Annotated in this window: 23 protein-coding genes; 13 read left to right on the top strand and 10 right to left on the bottom strand. The window is 67.2% G+C overall.

Annotated features, from left to right (window positions below; translation table 11 throughout):
- Positions 1–36 precede the first annotated feature (36 nt).
- Positions 37–1221: an aminotransferase class V-fold PLP-dependent enzyme gene (locus ACIA8C_RS01465; protein WP_397130282.1), complete on the top strand. Its 1185-nt coding sequence runs from the start codon at positions 37–39 to the stop codon at positions 1219–1221.
- 85 nt (positions 1222–1306) lie between these two features.
- Here ACIA8C_RS01465 and ACIA8C_RS01460 read toward each other — a convergent pair whose 3' ends face one another.
- Positions 1307–1858, bottom strand: coding sequence for a TetR/AcrR family transcriptional regulator (locus tag ACIA8C_RS01460; RefSeq protein WP_397130281.1), 552 nt, complete (start codon positions 1856–1858; stop codon positions 1307–1309).
- Positions 1859–1988: 130 nt separating this feature from the next.
- Here ACIA8C_RS01460 and ACIA8C_RS01455 point away from each other — a divergent pair, with 130 nt between their 5' ends.
- The 3 genes from ACIA8C_RS01455 to ACIA8C_RS01445 all read left to right on the top strand — a co-directional run bounded on the left by ACIA8C_RS01455 (position 1989) and on the right by ACIA8C_RS01445 (position 5106).
- Positions 1989–2657 (top strand): lysophospholipid acyltransferase family protein, encoded by a 669-nt coding sequence (locus tag ACIA8C_RS01455; protein ID WP_397130733.1) that lies wholly within the window; start codon positions 1989–1991, stop codon positions 2655–2657.
- 226 nt (positions 2658–2883) lie between these two features.
- On the top strand, positions 2884–4530 hold the full coding sequence (locus ACIA8C_RS01450; RefSeq protein ID WP_396994272.1) for a fatty acyl-AMP ligase: 1647 nt from the start codon (positions 2884–2886) through the stop codon (positions 4528–4530).
- A gap of 66 nt (positions 4531–4596) precedes the next feature.
- Positions 4597–5106 carry a pyridoxamine 5'-phosphate oxidase family protein gene (locus ACIA8C_RS01445; RefSeq protein WP_397130280.1) on the top strand — a complete coding sequence of 170 codons (510 nt, stop codon included), beginning with the start codon at positions 4597–4599 and terminating at the stop codon, positions 5104–5106.
- 49 nt (positions 5107–5155) lie between these two features.
- Here ACIA8C_RS01445 and pth read toward each other — a convergent pair whose 3' ends face one another.
- Entirely contained in the window at positions 5156–5737 is a 582-nt protein-coding gene (gene pth / locus ACIA8C_RS01440) for an aminoacyl-tRNA hydrolase (protein ID WP_396994273.1), read from the bottom strand.
- A 23-nt stretch (positions 5738–5760) separates the two neighbouring features.
- Positions 5761–6378, bottom strand: a complete 618-nt coding sequence (locus ACIA8C_RS01435; protein ID WP_397130279.1) for a 50S ribosomal protein L25/general stress protein Ctc — start codon at positions 6376–6378, stop codon at positions 5761–5763.
- Positions 6379–6684: 306 nt separating this feature from the next.
- Here ACIA8C_RS01435 and ACIA8C_RS01430 point away from each other — a divergent pair, with 306 nt between their 5' ends.
- A complete protein-coding gene (locus ACIA8C_RS01430) occupies positions 6685–8304 on the top strand; it encodes a peptide chain release factor 3 (RefSeq protein ID WP_397130278.1) in 1620 nt (539 codons plus the stop codon).
- A gap of 27 nt (positions 8305–8331) precedes the next feature.
- Here the strand turns inward: ACIA8C_RS01430 and ACIA8C_RS01425 are convergent, their stop codons facing one another.
- Complete coding sequence (locus ACIA8C_RS01425; protein ID WP_397130732.1) at positions 8332–8853, bottom strand: nuclear transport factor 2 family protein; 522 nt, start codon at positions 8851–8853, stop codon at positions 8332–8334.
- A gap of 359 nt (positions 8854–9212) precedes the next feature.
- Positions 9213–10106, bottom strand: a complete 894-nt coding sequence (locus ACIA8C_RS01420; RefSeq protein WP_397130277.1) for an Abi-alpha family protein — start codon at positions 10104–10106, stop codon at positions 9213–9215.
- Between the two features lie 21 nt (positions 10107–10127).
- On the opposite strand from ACIA8C_RS01420, the gene ACIA8C_RS01415 reads away from it, so the two are divergent.
- On the top strand, positions 10128–11693 hold the full coding sequence (locus ACIA8C_RS01415) for a hypothetical protein (protein WP_397130276.1): 1566 nt from the start codon (positions 10128–10130) through the stop codon (positions 11691–11693).
- On the top strand, positions 11684–12565 hold the full coding sequence (locus ACIA8C_RS01410; protein WP_397130275.1) for an Abi-alpha family protein: 882 nt from the start codon (positions 11684–11686) through the stop codon (positions 12563–12565). The genes ACIA8C_RS01415 and ACIA8C_RS01410 overlap by 10 nt, the downstream gene beginning before the upstream one ends.
- Before the next feature lie 8 nt (positions 12566–12573).
- Here ACIA8C_RS01410 and ACIA8C_RS01405 read toward each other — a convergent pair whose 3' ends face one another.
- Positions 12574–14355, bottom strand: coding sequence for an ABC-F family ATP-binding cassette domain-containing protein (locus ACIA8C_RS01405; protein WP_397130274.1), 1782 nt, complete (start codon positions 14353–14355; stop codon positions 12574–12576).
- A gap of 285 nt (positions 14356–14640) precedes the next feature.
- Between ACIA8C_RS01405 and ACIA8C_RS01400 the strand changes: the two genes are divergently transcribed.
- Positions 14641–15489, top strand: a complete 849-nt coding sequence (locus tag ACIA8C_RS01400) for an LLM class flavin-dependent oxidoreductase (RefSeq protein ID WP_397130273.1) — start codon at positions 14641–14643, stop codon at positions 15487–15489.
- A gap of 62 nt (positions 15490–15551) precedes the next feature.
- Here ACIA8C_RS01400 and ACIA8C_RS01395 read toward each other — a convergent pair whose 3' ends face one another.
- Both ACIA8C_RS01395 and ACIA8C_RS01390 read right to left on the bottom strand, forming a co-directional pair.
- On the bottom strand, positions 15552–16487 hold the full coding sequence (locus tag ACIA8C_RS01395; RefSeq protein ID WP_397130272.1) for a 4-(cytidine 5'-diphospho)-2-C-methyl-D-erythritol kinase: 936 nt from the start codon (positions 16485–16487) through the stop codon (positions 15552–15554).
- Positions 16488–16563: 76 nt separating this feature from the next.
- On the bottom strand, positions 16564–17316 hold the full coding sequence (locus ACIA8C_RS01390) for an SDR family oxidoreductase (RefSeq protein ID WP_397130271.1): 753 nt from the start codon (positions 17314–17316) through the stop codon (positions 16564–16566).
- A gap of 78 nt (positions 17317–17394) precedes the next feature.
- Between ACIA8C_RS01390 and ACIA8C_RS01385 the strand changes: the two genes are divergently transcribed.
- The 5 genes from ACIA8C_RS01385 (at position 17395) to ACIA8C_RS01365 (ending at position 20485) form a co-directional block, all read left to right on the top strand.
- Positions 17395–18018, top strand: a complete 624-nt coding sequence (locus tag ACIA8C_RS01385; protein WP_397130270.1) for a TetR/AcrR family transcriptional regulator — start codon at positions 17395–17397, stop codon at positions 18016–18018.
- A 52-nt stretch (positions 18019–18070) separates the two neighbouring features.
- Positions 18071–18889, top strand: a complete 819-nt coding sequence (locus tag ACIA8C_RS01380; protein WP_397130269.1) for a CPBP family intramembrane glutamic endopeptidase — start codon at positions 18071–18073, stop codon at positions 18887–18889.
- 101 nt (positions 18890–18990) lie between these two features.
- On the top strand, positions 18991–19197 hold the full coding sequence (locus ACIA8C_RS01375; protein ID WP_397130268.1) for a heavy-metal-associated domain-containing protein: 207 nt from the start codon (positions 18991–18993) through the stop codon (positions 19195–19197).
- Complete coding sequence (locus ACIA8C_RS01370; protein WP_397130267.1) at positions 19197–20096, top strand: hypothetical protein; 900 nt, start codon at positions 19197–19199, stop codon at positions 20094–20096. Before ACIA8C_RS01375 ends, ACIA8C_RS01370 begins: the two co-directional genes overlap by 1 nt.
- A 47-nt stretch (positions 20097–20143) precedes the next feature.
- Entirely contained in the window at positions 20144–20485 is a 342-nt protein-coding gene (locus ACIA8C_RS01365) for a cation transporter (RefSeq protein ID WP_397130266.1), read from the top strand.
- 200 nt (positions 20486–20685) lie between these two features.
- Here the strand turns inward: ACIA8C_RS01365 and rsmA are convergent, their stop codons facing one another.
- Positions 20686–21567 carry a 16S rRNA (adenine(1518)-N(6)/adenine(1519)-N(6))-dimethyltransferase RsmA gene (rsmA, locus tag ACIA8C_RS01360; protein ID WP_397130265.1) on the bottom strand — a complete coding sequence of 294 codons (882 nt, stop codon included), beginning with the start codon at positions 21565–21567 and terminating at the stop codon, positions 20686–20688.
- Between the two features lie 34 nt (positions 21568–21601).
- Positions 21602–22765, bottom strand: a complete 1164-nt coding sequence (locus ACIA8C_RS01355) for an alpha/beta fold hydrolase (protein WP_397130264.1) — start codon at positions 22763–22765, stop codon at positions 21602–21604.
- Positions 22766–22832 lie beyond the last annotated feature (67 nt).

Here is a 22832-nt window from a genome sequence, read left to right as displayed (position 1 = left end):
GGACTCCGCCCGGCCGTGCCCGTTAAAGTCGAAATCATGCTGGATGAAGAGCGTGTCCGAGCCGACACTCCGGGTTGTGCGTCCAGTGCCGAGCCGGGTTCGGTTTTCCTCGACAGTGCCGGATCGTCACTGCCGCCGCGGGTGGTCCTCGATACCGCCATCGACCATCTGCGGCGCGAAGCCGAGATCGGTGGCTACCGTGCCGCGAACGAACGCCTCGGCGATCTCGCCGCGGTGAAAACCGCGATCGGCACGCTGATCAACGCGGCGCCGAGCAGCATCGCGTTGAGCGACAGCGCGACTCGTGCGTGGGCCGACTTCTTCTACTCGATTCCACTCGCCGCGGGCGACCGGGTATTGATCTCCGAGTCCGACTACGCGAGCAACGCCATCGCGGCGTTGCAGCGGGCCCGCGCCACCGGGGCGACGGTCGAGCGGATCCCGAGCGACGGCACCGGGCAGCTCGATCTCGACGCGCTGACGGCAATGGTCGACGAACGGGTCAAGCTGGTCTCGCTGCTGCACGCGCCGACCAACGGCGGCCTGGTCAACCCGGTCGCCGAGGCCACCAGGATCGCGCATTCGGTGGGTGCGCTGGTGTTGCTGGACGCGTGCCAGTCGACGGGGCAGCTCGCGATCGATGTGGCCGAGCTCGACGTCGACGCGCTGTCGGCCACCGGCCGTAAGTGGCTGCGCGGACCGCGTGGCACCGGATTCCTTTACGTCCGACCGGCATTGGTGGAGTCGCTCGAACCGGGACGCCTCGACCTGCACAGCGCGGAATGGATCGGACCGGACGACTACCGCCTCGCGCCCGACGCCAGACGCTTCGAGTTCTGGGAATGCGACGTGGCCGGGCGCCTCGGCCTCGGCGCGGCCGTGCAATACCTGCTCGACCTCGGCCCGGAAAACGTGTACGACGCCATCGCCGACCGCGCCGCACACCTGCGCAAGGCGCTCCCCGAGATTCCCGGAGTAACGGTGCGCGACATCGGCATTCGGCATAGCGGCATCGTCTCGTTCACCGTCGACGGCATCGACGCCATTACCGTCCGCGATCGGCTGGCCGCCCAGCACATCACGGTAACCGTGAGCCACGCCAGCTCCACCCTGCTTGACATGACCGGCCGCGGACTGCGTTCCGTAGTCCGCGCCTCCCCCCACTGCTTCGTGAGCTTCGACGAGCTAGACCACTTCATCACCACCGTAGCCGCGCTGTAGCCCCATCGACGTGAGTCATATGGTCGTTAAATGCTCTTGTAAAGCGACCATTTGACTCACGTCAACAAGGCGGACGACCTCGCTGTCAGGTGAGGTGTAGGTCGAGGGCTCGGTCTACTAGGGAGCGGGTGTCGGTGGCGGGGGCGACCAGGCGCAGGCTGCGGTTTGCCTGGAGGGCGGCTATGCCGTGGAGGTTTGTCCACAGGGCGATCGCGCGTTCAGCCGGGTCCACGGGTCCGGGCTGGGCGGCCTCATCGACCAGGGCGGCGAATCGCGCGAAGAGCGGGAGTGTGGTGGCTCGCAGGTTTTCGCCGGAGCCTTCGAGGAGGTCGTGGCGGAACATCAGGGTGAACATCTCGGGGCGTTCACCGGCGAATTCGACGTATGCGACGCTCATGCGCGCCAAGCGATCTCGCGGGCTCGTGCCGGGATCGACTGCGGCGAATCGGTCGATCAGATCGACGAATCCGCGCGACGCGATGGCGGCCAGCAGCGCGCGATGGGTCGGGAAATGTCTGCGCGGTGCCCCATGTGAGACACCTGCGGCCCGGGTGATGGCGCGAAGTCCCAATTGCGCCGCGCCGACCTCTTCCAACAGGTCCACACCCGCGTCGACCAGGCGTTCCCGCAGCGGCACTGTTCCGCCTCTCCGTATCAGTTGTCGCGCCCGAACATGACTTTCTCGGCAATATCTCACGGAATCGTAGACACTGTCTACAAGGATGCGGTAGACAGTGTCTACACATTCTTTTTCCCCGGAGGTCTACGTGTGGTACTGGCTCTTCAAGTACGTGTTTCTCGGCCCCATCTTGCGGGTGCTGGGTAGACCGGAAGTCGAAGGGCTCGAACAAGTTCCGCGCACCGGACCGGTGATCGTCGCGGCCAACCACCTCGCGGTGATCGACTCGCTGTACCTCGCGCTCGTGCTGCCCCGTCAGGTCACCTTCCTGGCCAAGCAGGAGTACTTCACCGGGACCGGCCTGCGCGGCCGCTTCAAGCGCTGGTTCTTCTCGGCGGCGGGCCAGGTGCCGGTCGACCGGACCGGCGGCAGCGCCGCGGCCGACGCGCTCGCCGCGGCCACCCGGATTCTCGAGGCGGGCGGTGTGTGGGCCATCCACCCCGAGGGGACTCGTTCGCCGGATGGACGGATTTATCGCGGCCGCACCGGCACCCTGCGGGTAGCGATGGCCACCGGCGCCCCGGTGATCCCGGTCGTGCTCGCGGGCACCGACCGCGTCAACCCCCGCGGCACCCGGCTGCCCCGTTTCGGCAAGGTCCGGATCAGCTTCGGCACTCCGCGCTACTACCTGCCCGCCGAGCAGCGTCATGTCGCGCGCACGAACACCGACGAGCTGATGCGCGAGCTCGCGGCCCGCTCCGGCCGCCACTACGTCGACCAGTACGCCACCACGTTCCGGAGTCCCGCAGCCAAGTAATGCGCTACGCCACCTCGGCGAGATAGATCACTGCCGCACCGATACGCCGGTTCGGCTACTGACCCATCCGCCGCCGCTACTGCCGCGAATAAGCTCATCGAACCCGCTACTTGCGACACTCCAGCAAACATCGACACGCGGGAAAAGGGTTAACGCCACGCCGGAATGGCGGGATAGTTGATTCAGGTCGACAGGCGGCCCGAAGCTGGTGATGAGGGAGTTGACGTTGAGCAGGTTCACCGACGAGATGTATGCGACGGCGCAGGCGTCGACCCGGGGGCTGGTGACCGGCGAGCCGGACGCACCCCGGCGCCAGAGTTGGGGCGAGATCCATCGGATCGCCCGGCGGATGGCGGGCGGCCTCGCGGCGGCGGGTATCGGACACGGTGACGCCGTCGGCGTGCTGGCCGGCATGCCGGTCGATATCGCGCCGGCCTGCCAGGCCATTTGGATGCGCGGGGCGTCGATAACCATGCTGCACCAGCCGACCCCGCGCACCGATCTCGTCGTCTGGGCCCGCGACACCGAGACCGTGCTGACCATGATCGAGGCGCGCGCGGTGGTGCTGGGCGCCCCATTCGAGGCGGCCGAGCCGCTGCTGCGCGAGCGCGGCATCACCGTGGTGCGGATCGACCAGCTGCACGACGGCGCGGACACCGACCCGGTGCCGACGGCCGAGGACGATATCGCCCTGCAGCAGTTGACCTCTGGCTCGACCGGATCGCCCAAGGCGGTGCGGATCACGCACGGCAACTTCTTCGTCAACGCCTACGCCATGTTCGACCGGGTGAAGTTCCAGCTCGACGACGACGTGATGGTCAGCTGGCTGCCGCTGTTCCACGACATGGGCATGGTCGGATTCCTCAGTGTCCCCATGCAAATCGGCGCCGAGGTGGTCTGCGTGACGCCGATCGACTTCCTGATGCGCCCCTTGTTATGGGCTGAGCTGATCGCCAAATATCGCGGAACCGTCACCGCCGCACCGAATTTCGCGTACTCACTGCTGGCTCGCCGGTTGAAGCAGGCCGACGACGGCGCGTTCGATCTGAGCAGCGTCCGCTACATGTGGAACGGCGCGGAGCCGGTCGACCCGGACACCATGGAGACGTTGGCCGCGGCCGGAAAACGCTTCGGGCTCAGCCCGATGGCGCTCACCCCGGTGTACGGCATGGCGGAAACCACACTGGCCGTGTCGATTCCGGATCCAGGCCTGGGCCAGGTGATCGATGTCATCGACGCCGACCTGCTCGAGGCGCTCGGCAAGGCCGTGCCGGTGCCCGACCCGCACGGGCATCCCGGCAATGTCCGCAGGCTGCCGACACTGGGTTACCTAGTCGATCATCTGGAGGGCCGGGTCGTCGACGCGGAACGCCAGGAACTGCCGAGCCGATCCGTCGGCGTCATCGAATTACGCGGCCCGGCAGTCACTTCCGGCTACGTCACGGTTAACGGCTTCCGACCGGCGCAGGACGACGCGGGCTGGCTCGACACCGGCGACATCGGCTACTTCACCGACGAGGGCCTGATCGTGGTGTGCGGCCGGATCAAGGACGTCATCATCATGGGCGGCCGCAACATCTACCCCACCGACATCGAGCGTGCCGCCACCAGGGTGACCGGCGTGCGACCCGGCAACGCGGTCGCCGTGCGCCTCGACGCCGGGCAGAAGCGCGAGAGTTTCGCGGTGGTGGTGGAGAGCAACGAATACCAGAATGCCGAGGCGGTCAAGCGAATCGAGCGCGAGATCGTGCACGCGGTGTTCTCGGAGGTGGGTTCTCGTCCGCGTACCGTGGCCGTACTCGGACCCGGCGCGCTGCCGAAGACCTCCTCCGGCAAGCTCCGGCGCGCCGCCACCGCCGTCCACCTGCGCTGAGCGGCGACCGATGAGCTTCTGTCGCCGGCGTCGTCTGTATTGATATCCAGCGAATAGGAGACAGCTATGCCCGAGCTCGAGCCGACCGTCGAACTGAACGAAGGCTTCAGCAGTCCCGGTGCCACCACACCGGAGTGGTCCGCGGTGCGGGAGGTACTGACCGCGTCGGAAATGTTCTGGCTGAGCACGACTCGGCGCGATGGACGCCCGCATGTCACGCCACTGCCCGCGATCTGGCATGACGGCGCCCTGCACATCTGCACCGGGGCTCAGGAGCAGAAAGCGGTGAACCTGGCCGCGGAGCCGCGCTGCATTCTCACCACCGGCACCAACGAGATGAACTCAGGACTCGACGTGGTGGTCGAGGGCACCGCCGTCCGGATCACCGACCAGGCCACGCTGCGGCAGCTGGCCAAGTTGTGGAAGTCCGAGCTGGACTGGGATTTTGCGGTGGTGGATGACGGATTCGACGACGGTGCGGGACATATCGCCCTCGTCTATGCCATCGCACCGGCCAAGGTGCTGGCCTTCGGCAAAGGCGAGCCGTTCAGCCAAACCCGTTACAGCTTCAGCTGAACGGCGGCGCACAGCGAAAGGCATTGACAGCGCGGCGAATTCGCGGCGCTCAGTGCACCCGGTTCTGCGCGGCTTCCAGCCCGACCCGGAGCAACAGCTCGACGGCGTCCGCGGCCTGCTCGACAATGACCGGCACTTCCTTGCGCTCCGGCGCCGAGAACGGCTTGAGCACGTAGTCGGCCGGATCCTGCCGACCGGGCGGACGGCCGATCCCGATCCGGGTGCGCAGGTAGTCCTTGGTGGTCAGCGCGCTCGACACCGAGCGAAGGCCGTTGTGCCCGCCCTCGCCGCCGCCGCGCTTGAGCCGGATCTCGCCGAACTGCAGGTCGAGCTCGTCGTGCACGACGATCACCTCGGTCGGCGGCACGGAGAAGAACTTCGCCAGCGCGGCGACCGGGCGCCCGGACAGATTCATGAACGAGCGCGGCTTGGCGATCAGCACCTGGCGGCCGTCGAGCCGGGCCTGCAGCAGGTCGGCACCGGACTTCTTGTGCACGGTAAAACGGCCGCCGACGCGCTCCGCGAGCACGTCGGCGACCAAAAACCCCACGTTGTGCCGGGTCCGCTCGTATTCGGTGCCTGGGTTGCCCAGTCCGACAACGAGCGCGGGTCCGGTGGTGGATTCGGTCATCGACAACCGATTCCCGGTACTACTTACTCGGCGCTCGCGGCGTCGGCGGCGGCGGCGGCAGCAGCCTCGGCGGCTTCCTCGACCTCGGCCTCGGACTGCGGGGCGGTGATGACGTTGACGATCAGGGTCTCGGCGTCGACGTTCAGGGTGACGCCCTTGGGCAGGGTGAGCTCGCCCGCGTTGATCTGGGTGCCCGCCTCGACGCCCTCGACCGAGACCTCGATGGAATCGGGAATGTTCATCGCGTCGGACTCGATGGAGATGGTGTTGGCGTCCTGGGTGACCAGGGTACCGGGGGCGGCGTCGCCGGTGACGATGACGTTCACGTCGGCGGTGACCTTCTCGCCCTTCTTGATGATGAGCAGGTCGGCGTGCTCGATGTAGCGGCGAATCGGGTGCACGACAACCGATTTGGTGAGCGCGAGCTGCTTCTTGCCGTCGATGACGAGGCTGAGCACCGCGTTGGTGCCGTGCTCGCGCAGGATGGCGGAGAAGGCGCGGGCGTCGAGCGAGAGGTGCTGCGGGTCGGCCTGGTGGCCGTACAGCACGGCGGGGACGTTGCCCGCGCGACGGGTACGGCGGGCGGCACCCTTACCGAACTCGGTGCGTACGGCGGCTTCGAGAAGGTTGGCGTCGGACATGACTGGATCTACTCCCTACGGCTGTTCCGGGCTGTCAACAGTGCGCCAGGGTCTGTTTCCGCCCTGGCTAGGTTGGTCTACTCGTCCGACGAAAGAACCAACGGGGACGGCCGGAAGCCGAGCCGCGTCGATCACGGTGAACGCAAAATCAGGTCTGCGGTCACCCTCGCCGAGACAACCCGAACACCATACCGCAATGGTTATGCGCAGTTTGAATCGGGTGGTCAGGCACAGGTCGTGTCGTGGCCTTGTCGATCGCGTAGATTAGACAGGTTGCCGATCGGTCGTCTGTGAAAGGTTGTTCCGTTGACCGCCTCCCCTGAGGGACTTCCCGCCGAGGTTTCCCGACGGCGCACGTTCGCGGTGATCTCGCACCCCGACGCCGGCAAGTCGACGCTCACCGAGGCGCTCGCGCTGCACGCCAGGATGATCTCCGAAGCGGGCGCGATCCACGGTAAGGCAGGCCGCCGCTCCACCGTCTCGGACTGGATGGAAATGGAGAAGGCGCGCGGCATCTCGGTCAGTTCGACCGCGCTGCAGTTCAATTACCGCGCCGAGGGCTCCGACGTGGACAGCGTGATCAACCTCGTCGATACGCCCGGCCACTCCGATTTCTCCGAAGACACCTATCGGGTGCTCACCGCCGTCGACGCCGCGGTGATGCTGATCGACGCCGCCAAGGGCTTGGAGCCGCAGACGCTCAAGCTGTTCCAGGTGTGCCGCCACCGCGGCATCCCGGTCATCACCGTGATCAACAAGTGGGACCGGCCCGGCCAGGCGCCGCTGGAACTGCTCGACGAAATCAACGAGCGGATCGGGCTCACCCCGACACCGCTGTTTCTGCCGGTCGGTATCGCCGGTGACTTCCGCGGGCTGCTTCGCCGCGGCGAAGAGGGTGCCCCGCTCGAATACATCCACTTCACCCGCACCGCGGGCGGTGCGACCATCGCGCCGGAGGAGTCGCTGACCCCGGCGCAGGCCGAGGCGCGCGAGGGCGAGCCGTGGACCACCGCGGTCGAGGAGAGCGAGCTGCTCTCGGCCACCGGGCAGGACCACGATCAGGAAATGTTCCTCGCCGGGCAGACCTCGCCGGTCATCTACGCCTCGGCAATGCTGAATTTCGGTGTGCGGCAGTTGCTGGAGGCGCTGGTCTCCTTGGCACCGGCGCCCGGCCCGCGTCCCGACGTGCACGGCGGCGCGCGTGAGATCACCGAACCGTTCAGTGCCGTGGTGTTCAAGGTGCAGGCGGGGATGGATGCCGCGCACCGGGACCGGCTGGCGTTCATGCGAATCGTGTCCGGCGAGTTCGAGCGCGGCATGGTGGTCACGCACGCACAGACCGGTCGGCCGTTCGCGACGAAATACGCGCTGACCGTGTTCGGCCGAGAACGCAACACCGTCGACACCGCCTACCCCGGCGACGTGGTCGGCCTGGTGAACGCGACGGCGCTGGCCCCGGGCCACACGCTGTTCGTGGACAAGAAGGTGGAGTTCCCGCCGATCCCGTCGTTCGCGCCGGAGCACTTCGCGGTGCTGCGCGCCGAAAGCGCGGGCAAGTACAAACAGTTCCGCAAGGCCATCGATCAGCTGGACTCCGAAGGCGTTGTGCAGGTGCTGCGCAACGACATTCGCGGCGACGCGTCCCCCGTGCTCGCGGCCGTCGGCCCGATGCAGTTCGAGGTGGTCACCGCCCGCATGCTGACCGAGTTCAACGTCGAAACCAAGATGGACAACCTGCCCTACACCCTGGCCAGGCGCACCGATGCCGCGTCGGCGGACGAACTCGGCAAGCAACGCGGCGTCGAGGTATTCACCCGCAGCGACGGCGCCCTACTCGCGCTGTTCAGCGACAAATGGCGCCTGCAGTACATCGAAAAAGAATTCCCGAAGCTGACCCTGGAGCCACTGGTCGCGACAGCGGACTAACCGACCGAAGGGGGCCTTCGGCCGGGGTCAGCCTGCTTCTGGTTCGCGCCGCACGGGTGGTGCGCCGGGGTCGCGTTCGACGGAGGAAATGATGCCGTCTTCTCGGGAGATCAGACCCCAGCGACTCGAGGTCAAACGCAGGCTCGGCAGATCGCTCAGCGAGAGCACCACTTCATACGTGCGTTCGTAACCCGTGTGCGAAATGCGCCAGCGGCCGTCGTCGCAGCGCACGTATTCGTCGGAATAGAAGGCCGCGCCGCGCAGCAGCATATTGTGGCCGGGGATGAGCACGGTGTCGGCGAGGTACCAGGTGCCGGTCGCGGAGTCGCCGTCGACGTCGATCTCGGGGTGGTCGCAGCGGTGTTCGGTGATGACGTGCGGGCCGAGGGTGTTGCGCATGAACGCGAGGAAGGCGTCGCGCGACTCGAACTGGAGGTATTCGCTGTAGGTGGCGGTCGCGTCCGGAATCATGGTGTCCGCGAACTCATCCCAGGACTTCGTGTCGAGGCTGCGTAGGTAGCGGAACTTCAATCTGCTGATGGCTGTGATGTCGTCGAGCCCGCGATCGTCGACGCGCGGTTTCCCCTCGCGGCGTTCCTGCTCGCCTGCGTTCGCCCCAGGGTCGCCGCGTTCCAGCCGACCGATGTCGATCCGGGGATTACCCCGCTCCTGCCCGCCACCCGCGCTCGGGTCGCCGCGGCCTTGCCCGCCGGTTCCCTGATCCATACTTAACAATCCCATCCGAAGGCCCATGGCTTCACGAATTGGGAGATTTGTACCCTTCGTGTCTGCTTTCCCGGAGCACGGCGACTCCGGCCAACCGTTGTTCTTAGTGATACGCCCCGCGATGGTTTCCCACAGGTACACGCAGTTGACCTAGGCAGCAGCTCGAATATCCAACTTTTGGTTCAGTTGGCGATGGTGAAGCAGGTGCGGCAGAAGTCCTCGCCGAACTCGGTGAGACGCAGACTCTTGCGCACGATTTTCGGGGCGCGACCGGCCTTCTTCAGCGCGGCCTCGACCACCGGCTGCACCTCGAGCACCATGTATCGGCTCAGCACCACCGGGTCGTCGGAGATCCGCGTCAGCCCGAGCCTGCCGAGATTGATCAAGTAGGGGCGCGACCGGTCCGGGTAGCGGACGCCCGCCTGCTCGGGCACCGAGGTCAGATCGCCTTGGACCAGTTCGGAGCCGATGCCGAGCGGCCGGTTGGTCCGCACATCGACCGAGGGTTGCGGGCCGTTCTGCGCCATGAAGCGCAGGATGCGCGCCTCGTCGGGAGCCAGTTCGTCGAGGATGCGGTCGTAGGCCGGGTGCACATCTTCGGTGAAGTAGACGTCGGCCGAACGCGCGAGCAGCGCGTCGCCGCGGCGGCGTAGCTCATCGATACTCGCCGAACGAAGATAAGAGCCCACGGCGAGCGCCTGCTGCTGCGCGCCGCTGTTGTTGCCCGGCCCGTTCGGCGTCGGCACATAGCTGACGATCTCGCGCACCGAACCTTCGGTGACGCCGAGGGCGCTACGGGCTATAGAACGCAACGCATTTCCGGTTCGCTCCGCGATATCGGCGGACGATTCGCCGTCCAGCGCGGCCTGGGTGATCTCCTTGGTGACCTCGAAGGTGGTGCCGACCGCCCACTGACCGCCGCGCACCACACTGCCCGCCGCGACACCCGCCGCGCGGAATACGCCGCGAATCAACCGTGCCTCGTTGCTGATCTGCCGCTGTTCGACATCCGAGCTGCGCTCAACGGCGCGGGAACCGGCTCGAATGATGTCCTGTCCGGCCCTGTCGTCTGCCACGTCATACTCCGATATCGCCAGGTGAACGAATCCCGCCCCACAGATTACTGCCCCCTGTGTCGGTGGTCATTGTTGCCGTCGGTCTCGGCAGATGCGGCATTCCACTCGAACACTGTGACCGATATCTCGGCATGCGCCACTGTGGCGCCACACACTCGAGGTGGACCCAGCTGTTCCCCTCACAATAAGGTCCCGGTGCCGACATGGTGCTACTTTGATGATCCGGTGAGGCGGCGGTCACCGGTGCGTCGGCAGGAGGGTGTCGTGTTAGAGAGTGTGTTCGGTGTCCACCCAACAATCCTGCTAGAGCTTCTGACTATCCCCCTTTTCACGGGAATCATCGGATACATCACCAACTGGACCGGCGTGCTCATGCTGTTCCAGCCGATCGCGTTCCACGGCTTCCGACTACCCGGACTTCGCGCGCTGTATCCCTTCCTGCCCAAAAGAATTCAGGTGCTTCCGCTACTGAGTTACGACGGGAGATTCGGCTGGCAGGGCATCGTCCCCTCGCGCGCGGACAAGATGGCGAGCATCGCGGTCGACAAGGGCCTGGCGAAACTGGGCAGCGTCGCCGATTTCTATCGCGAGCTGGAGCCGGACAAGCTCGCCGAACATCTCGCGAGCATCGCCGACGAACAGATCGAGACGATCGTCGAAGATATTCTCAAGCGCGAACATCCACAGCTCTGGTACAACCTGCCGAGCCAAGTGCGGGACATGGTGCAGGCCAGGGTTCGTCAGCAACTGCCGGATATTCTGCGCGAGCTGACGGATGAATTAGGCGCGAATATTGATCAACTGCTCGACGTGAAGCAGATGGTGATTCGCTACTTCCAGGGCAGGCCGCAACTGCTCAACACGCTGTTCCAAGTGCTCGGCGCGAAAGAACTGCGGTTCATGATCAATTTCGGCTTCTACTTCGGCGCACCGATGGGCGTCGTATTGGTCGCCATCCTGCATCTGACCGGTTGGTCGACGCTGGCCGTGCTGCCGATCGGCGGCGTAGTGATCGGCTGGGTGGTCAACTGGGTCGGTATCAACATGATCTTCGCGCCCGCCTATCCGAAGTGGTGGTGCCCGTGGCGGCAAGGTCTGCTGATCAAGCGGCAGTCCGAAATCACCGACGGCTACGCCGAATTGGTGTCCAGTCAGGTGCTGACGGTCGCCAATATCGGCGACGAACTGCTCAACGGCCCGCGCTCGGATCGCACCATCCAGATGCTCGAGGACACCCTCCGGCCCGCCGCCGACCTCGCCCTCGGCCCGGCCAGGCCCGCCGTCAAGTTCATGCTCGGCAGCCGCGACTACGACACGCTGCAGGACACCTTCACCGCCGAGGCCATGGCCATCGCCCCGATCGCCTTCGCCGACCCGGAGTTCAACGTCCGCCAGGGCCGCCAGATCAACGCCTACATCGCCAAACAGATGGCGGCACTGCAGCCGCCGGACTTCGTCGACATGCTGCGATCGGCCATCAAGCAAGATGAGTGGCTGCTTTTTCTCCATGGCGGCGTGCTGGGCCTGTTCGCCGGATACGCTCATATTCTGATATTCGGAACAGGAGTGGCGACCACATGGCTGTAGCGAAATCCGGCGACGATGCCGGGGACGTCGAGCACACCGCCGGGGAGGTGGCGCCGTCGACGGAGCTCGCTCGACGGTCCGGCAGCCAAGTCGTCCGCCACAACGAATCACCTTCGCGGGTGCCCTATCCGGTCGCGGGCGTGCGCGCGGCCACCGGCGTCGCCAAGGTGGCCTTGACCGCGGCGACCGGTATGACCGCGTGGAGTCTTGGGACCGCGCTAGGCGTCACCTCGACGGTCGTGCGCCGCAGCATCCAGGGCGTGCCGCCGCGAGAAGTGCTGGCCGAGGCCGAGTCCGAGGTGCGCGACCGGCTGCGCCAGGCACTCGGCTTCACCGAGGCGCCGAATGAGCCTGCCGCGCAAGCCGTTCCCACCCTGCGTGAGCAAGGTGCCGCGCTGCTGCGGTTGTCGGCGAGCACGCACGGTGACGACGAGAACCATCCGGCGTTCGCGGGCATGCTTGCCGAACTGACCCCGGACGAGGCGCGCATCCTGCGGTTCCTGCACCTGGACGGCCCGCAGCCCTCGATCGATATCCGCACCGGCCGCCCGCGCGCGCTCGGCGCGGAACGCGTCGGGTCGATGCTGACGCTGGTCGGCGAGCAGGCCGGGCTGCGCTTTCCGAACCGGATCCAGCAGTACCTGACCAACCTGCGCAGGCTCGGCCTGGTCGAGCACGAGCGCGAGCCGGTCGGCAATCCGCACCGGTACCAGCTGCTGGAGGCGCAGGGCCCGGTGCGCGAGTTGCTGAAACGCGCCGGCTTCGGCACCAAGGTGATCTACCGCAGCGTGGCCCTCACCGGCTTCGGCGCCGACTTCGTGCGGACCTGTCTGCCGGTGACCATCCAGGACCACCGCGCCGCCGGGCACTGACGGACCGGTTACCCGTCCGCCAGCTCCATCCAACGTTCCTCCGCGGCTTCCTTTTCCGCGACCACCTGCTTGAGTTCGGCGTTGAGCTTGACCAGCTTGTCCGGGTCGGTCGCGGCCTCGGCCAGCGCGGCGTGCAACTTGCGCTCGCGCTCGTCGAACTTCTCGATGGACCGTTCCAGTTTGGACAGTTCCTTGCGGGCCGCCCGCTGCGTCGCGGCATCGGTCACCGGGGCGGCCTTCGCATCGCCCGAGCGAACCACGGCACCACCCTGTGCGGCACGCTTTTTCAGGTACTCGTCGATGCCGCCGGGCAGGTTGGTGAGCTTGCCGTCGCCGAACAGCGCCCAGGTCGAATCACAGATGCGCTCGATCAGGTACCGGTCGTGGCTGATCACGACCAGGGTGCCCGCCCAGTTGTCGAGCAGGTCCTCCAGCTGTTGCAGGGTGTCGATGTCAAGGTCGTTGGTCGGCTCGTCGAGCAGCAGCACGTTCGGCTCCGCCATCAGGATGCGGGTCAGCTGCAGCCTGCGCCGCTCACCACCGGACAGGTCGCCGACCGGCGTGCGCTGGCGAGCCGGCGTGAAGCCGAGCCGCTCGGCGAGCTGACCCGCGGATATCTCCTTGTCGCCGAGCATGATTCGCTGCGCGACCTGCTGCACCGCCTCCAGCACGCGCATATTGGTCGGCAGATCGTCGAGTTCCTGACGCAGCCAACCGATCTGCACCGTCTGGCCCTGAATGCGCTTGCCCACCGCCGGTTCCGTCTCGCCGGCCAGCGTGCGGAGCAGCGTGGTCTTGCCGGAGCCGTTCACCCCGACCAGGCCGACCCGCTCCCCCGGCGCGAGCCGCCAGGTCAGGTCGCGCACCAACTCCCGGCCGTCCGGGGTGGTGAGGGTGGTGTCCTCGAGCTCGATAACGACGCGTCCCAAGCGCTTTCGCGCGAACGCGGCCAGCGAGACGCTGTCGCGCGGCGCGGGCACATCGGCGATGAGCGCCTCGGCGGCCTCCACCCGATAGCGCGGCTTGGAGGTGCGGGCCTTCGCGCCGCGACGCAGCCAGGCCAGTTCCTTGCGGGCCAGGTTCGCGCGGCGCGCCTCGGAGGCGTCGGCCTGCCTGGCGCGCTCGGCGCGGGCGAAGATCCAGTCGCCGTAGCCGCCCTCGTAGGTTTCGACCTTGCCGCCGACGACCTCCCAGGTGTTGGTGGCGACGGTGTCGAGGAACCAGCGATCGTGGGTCACCACCACGAGCGAGCTGCGGCGGTTGAGCAGATGCTCGGCCAGCCACTGCACGCCCTCGACGTCGAGGTGGTTGGTCGGCTCGTCGAGCACGAGCAGATCGAGATCGCGGACCAGGGCGGCGGCCAAGGCGACTCGGCGGCGCTCGCCACCGGACAGATTGTCGATCGAGGTTTCCAGGCCGAGCCCGGCGATGCCGATGCCCTCCATCACCGAACGAATACGCGGATTGGCCGCCCACTCATGCTCGGCAACGTCGTCGGTCATCGCGTCATCGGCCAGACCGGCCAGCACGACATCGCCGACTGTCGAACCGGGGGGCAGCACACCGCGCTGCGTCACCGTGGCGATCCGCAGCCCGCCGACCCGGCTGACCCGTCCGCTGTCCGGCGGCTCGAGACCGGTGAGCACCTCGAGCAGCGTGGTTTTACCGCCACCGTTGAGACCGACGACGCCGATACGTTCGCCCGCGTGGACGCCCATCGATACGTTGTCCAGCAGCGGAGTGATCCCAAAGCTCTTGGAGACCTGCTCGAGGTTGATCAGGTTGGACATGAATCCTTCCGGTTCTTGCAGCGGCGGGCGAGTCGCGCGCCCTGAGCCAGCGTACTGAGCTCCCTCGACCCGCTCGTCCACCTCCCCGCGTGCGGAGCTCGACAAGTGCCTCTTGCGGAACGAACGGCGTTCGTCTACATTGTTGTCAACGAACATCGTTCGTTACGAACAAAGTTAGTAAAACAGGTGCTCTCCGGAATAAAGCCGCAGTATGGGAGCCCCACCTCCGAGGCGGAGGTGAGAGGGCGGCACGATCCAATTCGCTTCTCTCATGGAGGTTCTCCCATGCACGTCGGTCTCGGTCTGCCCATCTCCGACCCCACCGTCCTGCTCGACTGGGCCCGCCGCGCCGACGCGGGCCCGTTCTCCACCCTCGGCCTGCTCGACCGGCTCGTCTACGACAATCCCGAACCGCTCGTCGCCCTCGCCATCGCCGCGGGCGCCACCTCCCGGATCAAGCTGCAGACCGAGGTGCTCATCGCGCCGCTGCGCGAGCCGTCGCTGCTCGCCAAGCAGGCCGCGACGCTGGACCGGATGTCCGGCGGGCGCTTCGTGCTCGGCCTCGGCGTCGGCGGTCGCGAGGACGATCACATCGCCTCCGGCACCGACCTGAAAACCCGCGGCCGCCGCCTGGACGAACAGATGGAGATCATGCGCCGCATCTGGTCCGGTGCGCCGTACGGCACCGACTGCGGGCCGATCGGCCCCGCGCCACTGCTTCCCGCAGGCCCCGAGGTCCTGTTCGGCGGCTTCCAACCCGCCGCGCTCGAACGCGTAGGCCGTTGGGGCGGTGGCTTTCTCGCCGCCGCCCCCGCCGCCTGGGCAGGCCGGTTGTTCGACACCGTGCGCAAATCCTGGACCGACAACGGCCGCTCCGGCGCGCCACGCATCGTCGCCCAGGTCAACGTCGTCCTCGGCGACCAGCACCTGATCGACGAGGCCCGCGCCTCGATGGGTGGCTACTACGAATTCAGCGGCCGCGCCGACTACATGCTCGACGGCATGCTCACCACCCCCGACGCAATCCGTTCCGCCATCAAGCAATTCGACGACCTAGGCGCCGACGAAGTCATGCTCTACTGCTACGGCACCGACCCCGACCAGGTCGACCGTCTCGCCGACGTCATCGCCTGAGCCGAACCAACCGACCGACCGAAGGCGACCTTTGGTAGATCCGGCGGGGTGAAGCTGGGCGGTCAGCGTTTGATGGGGGGGTCGCTGGTGAGGACACGGGCGCCGGGGACTGGGCCGCTTGCGGTGCGGATGCTGCGGCAGACGCCCGCGCCGGCCAGTTCGGCCGCCACCGACACCGCGGATTCCTCACTCTCGCACAGGAATGCGCAGGTGGGGCCGGAGCCGGAGACCAAGCCCGCGAGCGCCCCGGCGTTGACGCCTGCGCGCAAGGTACGACGCAACTCCGGTTTCAGCGAAAGCGCGGCCGCCTGCAAGTCGTTACCAAGCAGCGGCGCAAGCTGTTTCGGATCGCCGAAGGCCAAAGCCTGCATCAGCTGTTGCGGTTCGCCGAGCCGCGGCGGTGAACCGTGCTCGCGCAACCGGTCGAGCTCCGCGAACACCGCCGGAGTGGACAGCCCACCCTTGGCCAGCGCAAGCACCCAGTGAAAGCTGTTGCGGGACAACACCGGAAGCAACCGTTCACCGCGTCCGGTGCCGAGCGCGGTGCCGCCGTGCAGCGCGAACGGCACGTCACTGCCGAGCTCGGCTGCCACGGCGGTGAGTTCGTCGCGAGTGAGTCCGAGATCCCACAGTTCATTGAGACCTACCAGCGCCGCCGCGCCGTCGGCGCTACCACCCGCCATCCCGCCCGCCACCGGAATGCCCTTGGCGATAGCGAATTCCACCAGCGGCGCCCGGCCCGCCAGATGCGCGAGCCGCACGGCCGCCTTCCACACCAGATTGGTGCGATCGGTCGGCACGTCGGCGGCGCCTTCGCCGGAGACCCGCACGGCCAGCGAGCTCGCCGGGGTGATCTCCACATCGTCACTGAGCGACAGCGCCTGGAACACCGTTGTCAGGTCGTGAAAGCCATCGGCACGCAGGTCGCCGACTCCGAGGTGGAGGTTCACCTTCGACGGCGCGCGCACGGTGATCGGGCTTGGCACAACTGACAGCACGGTGCCCTAGCCTAATGGGTGGCCCTGACGGTCGCGCGGCGCTACATCGGCCTTTCACTCGATGTGAATCATTCGGTTACAGCAGCCCCCCGCCGGTGGCGTCGATCCACTGCCCGGTCACCCAGCGGGCGTCGTCGGAGGCGAGAAATCCGACGATATCGGCCACGTCGGCGGATTGGCCGAGCTTCTTCAGCGGGGACATGGCCGCCACCGCGGCCACCGTCTCGGCATTGTTCAAGAAGCTGGCGTTCATATCGGTATCGATGATGCCGGGGGCCACCGCGTTCACGGTGATGCCGCGCGCGCCGACCTGCTTGGCCAGCACGCTGGTGAAGGCGTCGATCGCACCCTTGGTCATCGTGTACGCGATCAGCTGCGGCATGTACGCGCCGTGGGTGAGGCCGGTGGAGAGATTGACGATCCGGCCGCCATCGCGCATCCGGTCGAGGCCGAGCTTGGTGACGAAGAACGGCGCCTTGGCATTGACCGCGAAGACCCCGTCGTAGGCCGCCTCGTCGGTGCCTTCGATCGGTTCGCGGATGCCGTCGATGCCCGCGTTGTTGACGAGGATGTCGACCCCGTCGGCGTGCGCGTCGAAGGCCGACCACAGCGTCGCGGCGTCGTCGGGTACGCCGAGTTCGGCACGGATCGCGAAGGCCGAACCGCCCTCGGCCTCGATCACCGCGACGACTTCCTTGGCCGCCTGCTCGTTCCCGTTGTAGTGCACCGCCACCCGCGCCCCGTCCCGGCCGAGCCGTTCAGCGATGCCGCGGCCGATGCCGCGGCTACCGCCGGTCACCAATGCCGTCTTGCCTGTCAGTGCGCCCATAGCGGGCCCCTTTCTCTAGCGATCACTACAGAACTGGGACACTAACACATTATCTAGCGATCGCTATAGAATGATTTGATGAGCACCACGACCCGAGGCAGGCCGCGTTCGTTCGACCGGGACGCCGCGTTGAACAAGGCGATACGGCTGTTCTGGGCACGTGGCTACGAAGCCACCTCGATCGGCGACCTGACTACCGCGATGGGCATCGGCGCGCCGAGCCTCTACGCGGCGTTCGGCGACAAGGCGACGCTGTTCAAGGAAGCGGTCAAGAGCTTCGGTGCGCAGTACGGCAATTTCATCGAGCGCGCACTCACCGAGGCGGCGACCGCCGAGGCGGCGATGCGGCGCACCTTGCACGAAGCGGCGGCGGAGTACACCCGGTCCGACTGCCCGCGCGGCTGCCTGGTGATCAGCGCGGGCCTCAACACGAACAGCGGCGAGGTGGCCGACCTGCTCGGCGAGCTGCGCAGCCGGAATCTCGGGCTGTTCGCGGAACGGATTCAGGCCGATATGGACGCGGGCGTCCTGGTCACCGACGACGACGCGCCGACGCTGGCTCGCTACATCGGCACCGTGCTGCAGGGGATGTCGCACGCCGCCAGAGACGGGGCGAGCCGAGCGGAACTGGAGAAGGTAGCCGAACTGGCTATGTATGGCTGGGGACGGACGCACCAGAAGGATGACGGCCCCGCGCGATAAATGGCCCTGAAGACTGAACCGCCCAATGCCACCACGATGTGACGATTTTTGTGTGATAGCTCAGCCTGAAATTCCCACCAGTCCAGCCGCCGACGCGGCCCGGATCGAGCAGTCGAATTCGGCGCCGCCCGGCCGAATCTTCTGGACATTCATCGGTATCTACGTCCTGACCACCCTGCTCGGCTCGGCCGCAATGCTTGCGCTGCAACCGGTTTCGGGCATCGATCGGGCGGCGTTGTCGCTGGTCCAATTCGCCCCCGCGCTAGGCGCGCTGGCCACCTGGCTCATCGGCCGCAAAGTTCTCGGGCCGCTGTTTCCCGCACCGGTATCCACCCGGCAGGTTCGCGCGAATCTCGGCTACCTGGTGGCGGCCTGCCTGCTGTTGAGCGCCTTGATCGCCTGTGCGACGGCAGTGGCGGGGCACGATCTCGTCGGCGCGGTCCCGGTTGGCGGGGTGCCGTTCGTGGTGTTCTTCGTGGTCCAGCTCGTCGGCGCGACCGGCGAGGAGATCGGGTGGCGTGGCTTCCTGCAACCGCTACTGGAAACGCGACTGCGCCGGTTCGTGGCGATCGCGGTGACCGGCGCGGTGTGGGCGCTGTGGCATGTGCAGTCGTTCGGCGCCGGCCCGGTGGTCGCGGTGTCGTTCTTCGTCTCGACCATGGCGTTCGCCGCATTGCTCGGCACGCTCGGCACCGGCGGTTTCTGGCAGCGAGTGCTGGTCGCGGCGGTCGGGCACTGGTTGATCAATGTCGGGATCTACCTGACGGCCGGTGACGCGACGCTCGACCGGCCGCAGATCGTGATCGTCGCGCTCGGAGCGGTTTTCGTCACGGCGGCGACGCTGGCAGTACGGTCGTTGCGCACGCGATGAGTGGCGATTCGACCACTTGCGCGCAGTACCCAGCGGGGGTACCTTCGCAGTTGTCGGGTACCCCCCGCCCGTATGATGGAGAATGAGCGAAGGAGTCGGAGATGCCCAGTTCCACCTACACCGTCACGGGGATGACCTGCGGGCATTGCGTGAGCTCCGTAAAGACGGAGATCGGCAAGATCGACGGTGTCACCAGCGTCGACGTCGATCTCACCAGCGGCGCGGTCACGGTCGACAGCGCGGCCCCGGTCGCCGATGCCGCTATCATCGCCGCCGTGGACGAAGCGGGCTACGAGGTCGCGGTCTGATGCAGGACCGGCTGAAGTTCGCCGCCTTCGGCGGTGCGCTCGTCGTGTTGTTCGGTGTCGCGCTCGGCATCGGCGCCCTGGTGGGCGATCCGGCCGGGCCCGCGCCGGATGGCATGGCGCACTCGGCCGGGTCGGATACGGGACTGTCGGAGACGCGCTCCGGCTACACCCTCGCCGATCTCACCGCGCCGACGGAGCCGAATCAAGCCGGCGCCCTGCGTTTTCGGATCACCGGACCCGACGGTGCGCCGGTCGTCCAGTTCCGCACCCAGCACGACAAGAAGTTGCATCTGATCGTCGTCCGGTCCGACGCCACGCAGTATCGGCACGTGCATCCGACGATGGACGCGGCGGGTACCTGGTCGATTGATTGGACGTGGGCACAGCCGGGCACGTATCGCGTTTTCACCGACTTCTTACCGGAGGCCAACGGCACCGGGCTGGTGCTCAGCCGGACCGTCACCGTAGCGGGAACTGCTGAGCCGCAACCACTTCCGCCGCCTTCGCGAACCGCGACGGTGGACGGCTACCAGGTCACCGCGACCGGCGATCTCAGCACGGCCGGCAGTGAACTGCGGTTCACGATCACCCGGAACGGCACACCGGTCACCGATCTCGAACCGTATCTCGGCGCCTACGCGCATCTCGTCGCGTTGCGCGCGAACGACCTCGCCTATCTGCACGTGCATCCGGAGGGCGAAGTCGGTCGCACCCCAGCGGGGCCCGATGTCGCGTTCCATGCCCAGGCCCCGAGTGCGGGCGGATATCGGCTGTATCTAGACTTCTCGCACGGCGGCACGGTACACACCGCCGAGTTCACCATGGAAACAACTATGGTCGAATCATCCACAGGCCCATCCACATCCGGCGGCGCACCGCATCAGGGTGGCGGGCACTGACGTCCACACCCGCCGACCTGCGCTCGATCGAGCTGGAGATCGGCGGGATGACCTGCGCTTCCTGTGCCGCGCGGATCGAGAAGCGGCTCAACCGAATCGACGGTGTCACGGCGACCGTCAACTTCGCCACAGAAAAGGCAAAAGTACGTTATCCACAATCCGTATCGCCGGATTCGCTGGTAGAACATGTTGCCGATGCGGGGTACGCGGCGCACATATTCAGTTCCGCCGCAACACAAACCGACCGGTACGCCAGCCACGCTGCTGCGCCACCGACTGCTGATCAGCCTGGCGCTCGCGCTGCCGGCGATCGCATTGGCGTGCCGCCTAGTCATCGGAAGTGCCTGTGCCGCAACCAGTTATGGTCACTCAACCGAGCGCCTGGGTGAAAGGTGCCAGCAGCATCGCGCGATTTCCGGGCAGATCTTCGCCGTACACCATGAGTGGAGATGGCGGCTGCGCTGTCAGCCCCCGCTCGACCAACCAACCGCTGAGCTCGGCGCCCGCACGAGCGCACACGTCAACCCGGGTCGTCGAATTCTCTTCCGGTAGTTGCGGCATCGAGCAATGCCGTTGTCGGCGGCTCGGACTAACCCTGGGCGGCGAGGCGGACGAAGGCTGCGGTGTCGAGGGTTTCGCCGCGGGCGGTGGGAGCGATGTCGGCGGCGAGGAGGCGGCGTTCGGCCTCGGCGGGGGAACCGGCCCAGCCGGCGAGGGCGGCACGGAGGGTTTTGCGGCGTTGGGCGAAGGCGGCGTCGACGACTTCCCAGACGCGGCGACGATGGGCGTCGTCGATCGGCCAGGGTGGTTCGGGGTAGCGGTCGACGCGGACCAGGCCGGAGTCGACCCGCGGGACGGGCCAGAAGACCTGGGTGCCGACGGCGCCCGCGCGGCGGACGGTGCCGAAGAAACCCGCCTTCACGCTGGGGATGCCGTAGGTGCGGCTGCCGGGGGCAGCGGCGAGGCGGTCGGCGACCTCCGCCTGCACCATCACCAAAGAGACTGCGATGCTTGGCAATTCGGCGAGCAGGTGGAGTAACACCGGTACCGCCACGTTGTACGGCAGGTTCGCGACCAGCGCGGTCGGCGCGACCGGGAGGTCCGCGGCGGTGACGCGCAGCGCGTCGGCCTCGACCACCGTCAGGCGGTCGGCCAGCTCCGGCGCGCGGTCCGCGACGGTGACCGGAAGGTGCCCGGCGAGCACCGGATCGATCTCGACCGCGACCACCGAATCGACCACGTCGAGCAGCGCCAACGTCAGCGAACCCAAGCCGGGCCCGACCTCGAGCACCACATCGTCGCGCCCGACCCCCGCCGCCGCGACGATTCGCCGCACGGTGTTGCCGTCGTGCACGAAGTTCTGCCCGAGCTGCTTGGTCGGCCGCACGCCGAGCCGCTCGGCCAGCACCCGCACTTCGGCGGGCCCGAGCAACGCGGCACTCCCACGAGCGGCAACTTCGGGTTCGGACACCTGAAGAACCTATCAACTCGCGGGGTTGTCCCTACTACTGAGACGGGGTGGCTTTGATGCGGTCGAGGAAGGCGTCGATGGCCGCTTGCATGGCGGGGTTGAGCTGGGTGTGCTTGCCGGTGCCGGTGACCGTGTGGAAGTCGACGCCGTTGGCGGCGAGCTGGGCGGCGAGGGCGGCGTGCAGCGGGGCGGGGACGGTGGTGTCGGTGAGGTTGAGCAGCAACAGGATCGGGGCGTTGTAGCCGGACGTCGGCACGGTGAGGTAGGCGTCGAGGGCGGAGCGGATGGGTTCTTCGGCGAGCGGCCTGGCGAGCAGGTCGCCGACGCCTAGGCCGTGCACGGTGTCGATGATGCCGTCCAGGCACTGGGTACCGACGCGGTCGAGGACCGCGCGCCCCTGCGGGGTGAGGTACTGGTCGACGTGCACGTCGGGACGGGCCGCACGCAGGCCGGCCAGGATGCTGACGAAGAAGCTCAGCGCGCCGTCGTTGCCAGGAATCGTGGGGATGACCGGCCCGGCCAGCGGCAGAATTTTCTCCACGTCGGATTCCGGATCGATCGCGATAGTCCCGCGAAAGTCGAGATCGGGTGCGTCGACGGCCTGCCGGTGGCCGGTACCGAGCGCGGCCTGACCACCCTGCGACACACCGAGCACGGCCCAGGTACGCGACAGATCGGGGTTGGTGGCGCGGGCGGCGCGTAGCAGGTCGATGGTGGCGCTCGCCTCGGTGGCGATCTCCAGGTACGGGTGCGGACCGGTGTCGAAGCGGCCGAGCCCGAGGTAGTCGGGCGCGACCACGGCGAAGCCCTGCGCGAGCAGGCCCTGGATCAGCTGGTCTTCTTTGGACCGAATCTGCTGGTACGGATGGCCTGCCGGATCGGACTGCCCACCGCAGCCGGCGCCGAGGCCGCTGGTGCCGTGGTCGTAGGCGATGACCGGCCAGCCGGTCGCGGGCGCCGGGCCCGGCGGGACGAACAGCGCGCCGCTGGCCTGCCGCGGGGTGCCGTCCGAGCCGCGCATCCAGTATTCGAGCACCGAGCCGCCCGATACCCCGTGCCATCCGTCCGGCTGCGCTTCGACCGCGATCAGCGTCCCCGCGGTGTCCGCCTGTGCCGGTGCGACATTCACGAACAACGCGGCACTGGCCGACATCGTGGCCACGGCCACCGCACGCCTGCACACCTGAACAACCCTCATCGACCACACCTCACTGACCCGACCCACACCGCCACAAACCTGGACGAGTGTACAGATCAGCGAGATA

The organism is Nocardia sp. NPDC051321, assembly GCF_044455225.1.
Lineage (GTDB): Bacteria > Actinomycetota > Actinomycetes > Mycobacteriales > Mycobacteriaceae > Nocardia.
This window is presented reverse-complemented; position numbering and strand designations above follow the sequence as displayed.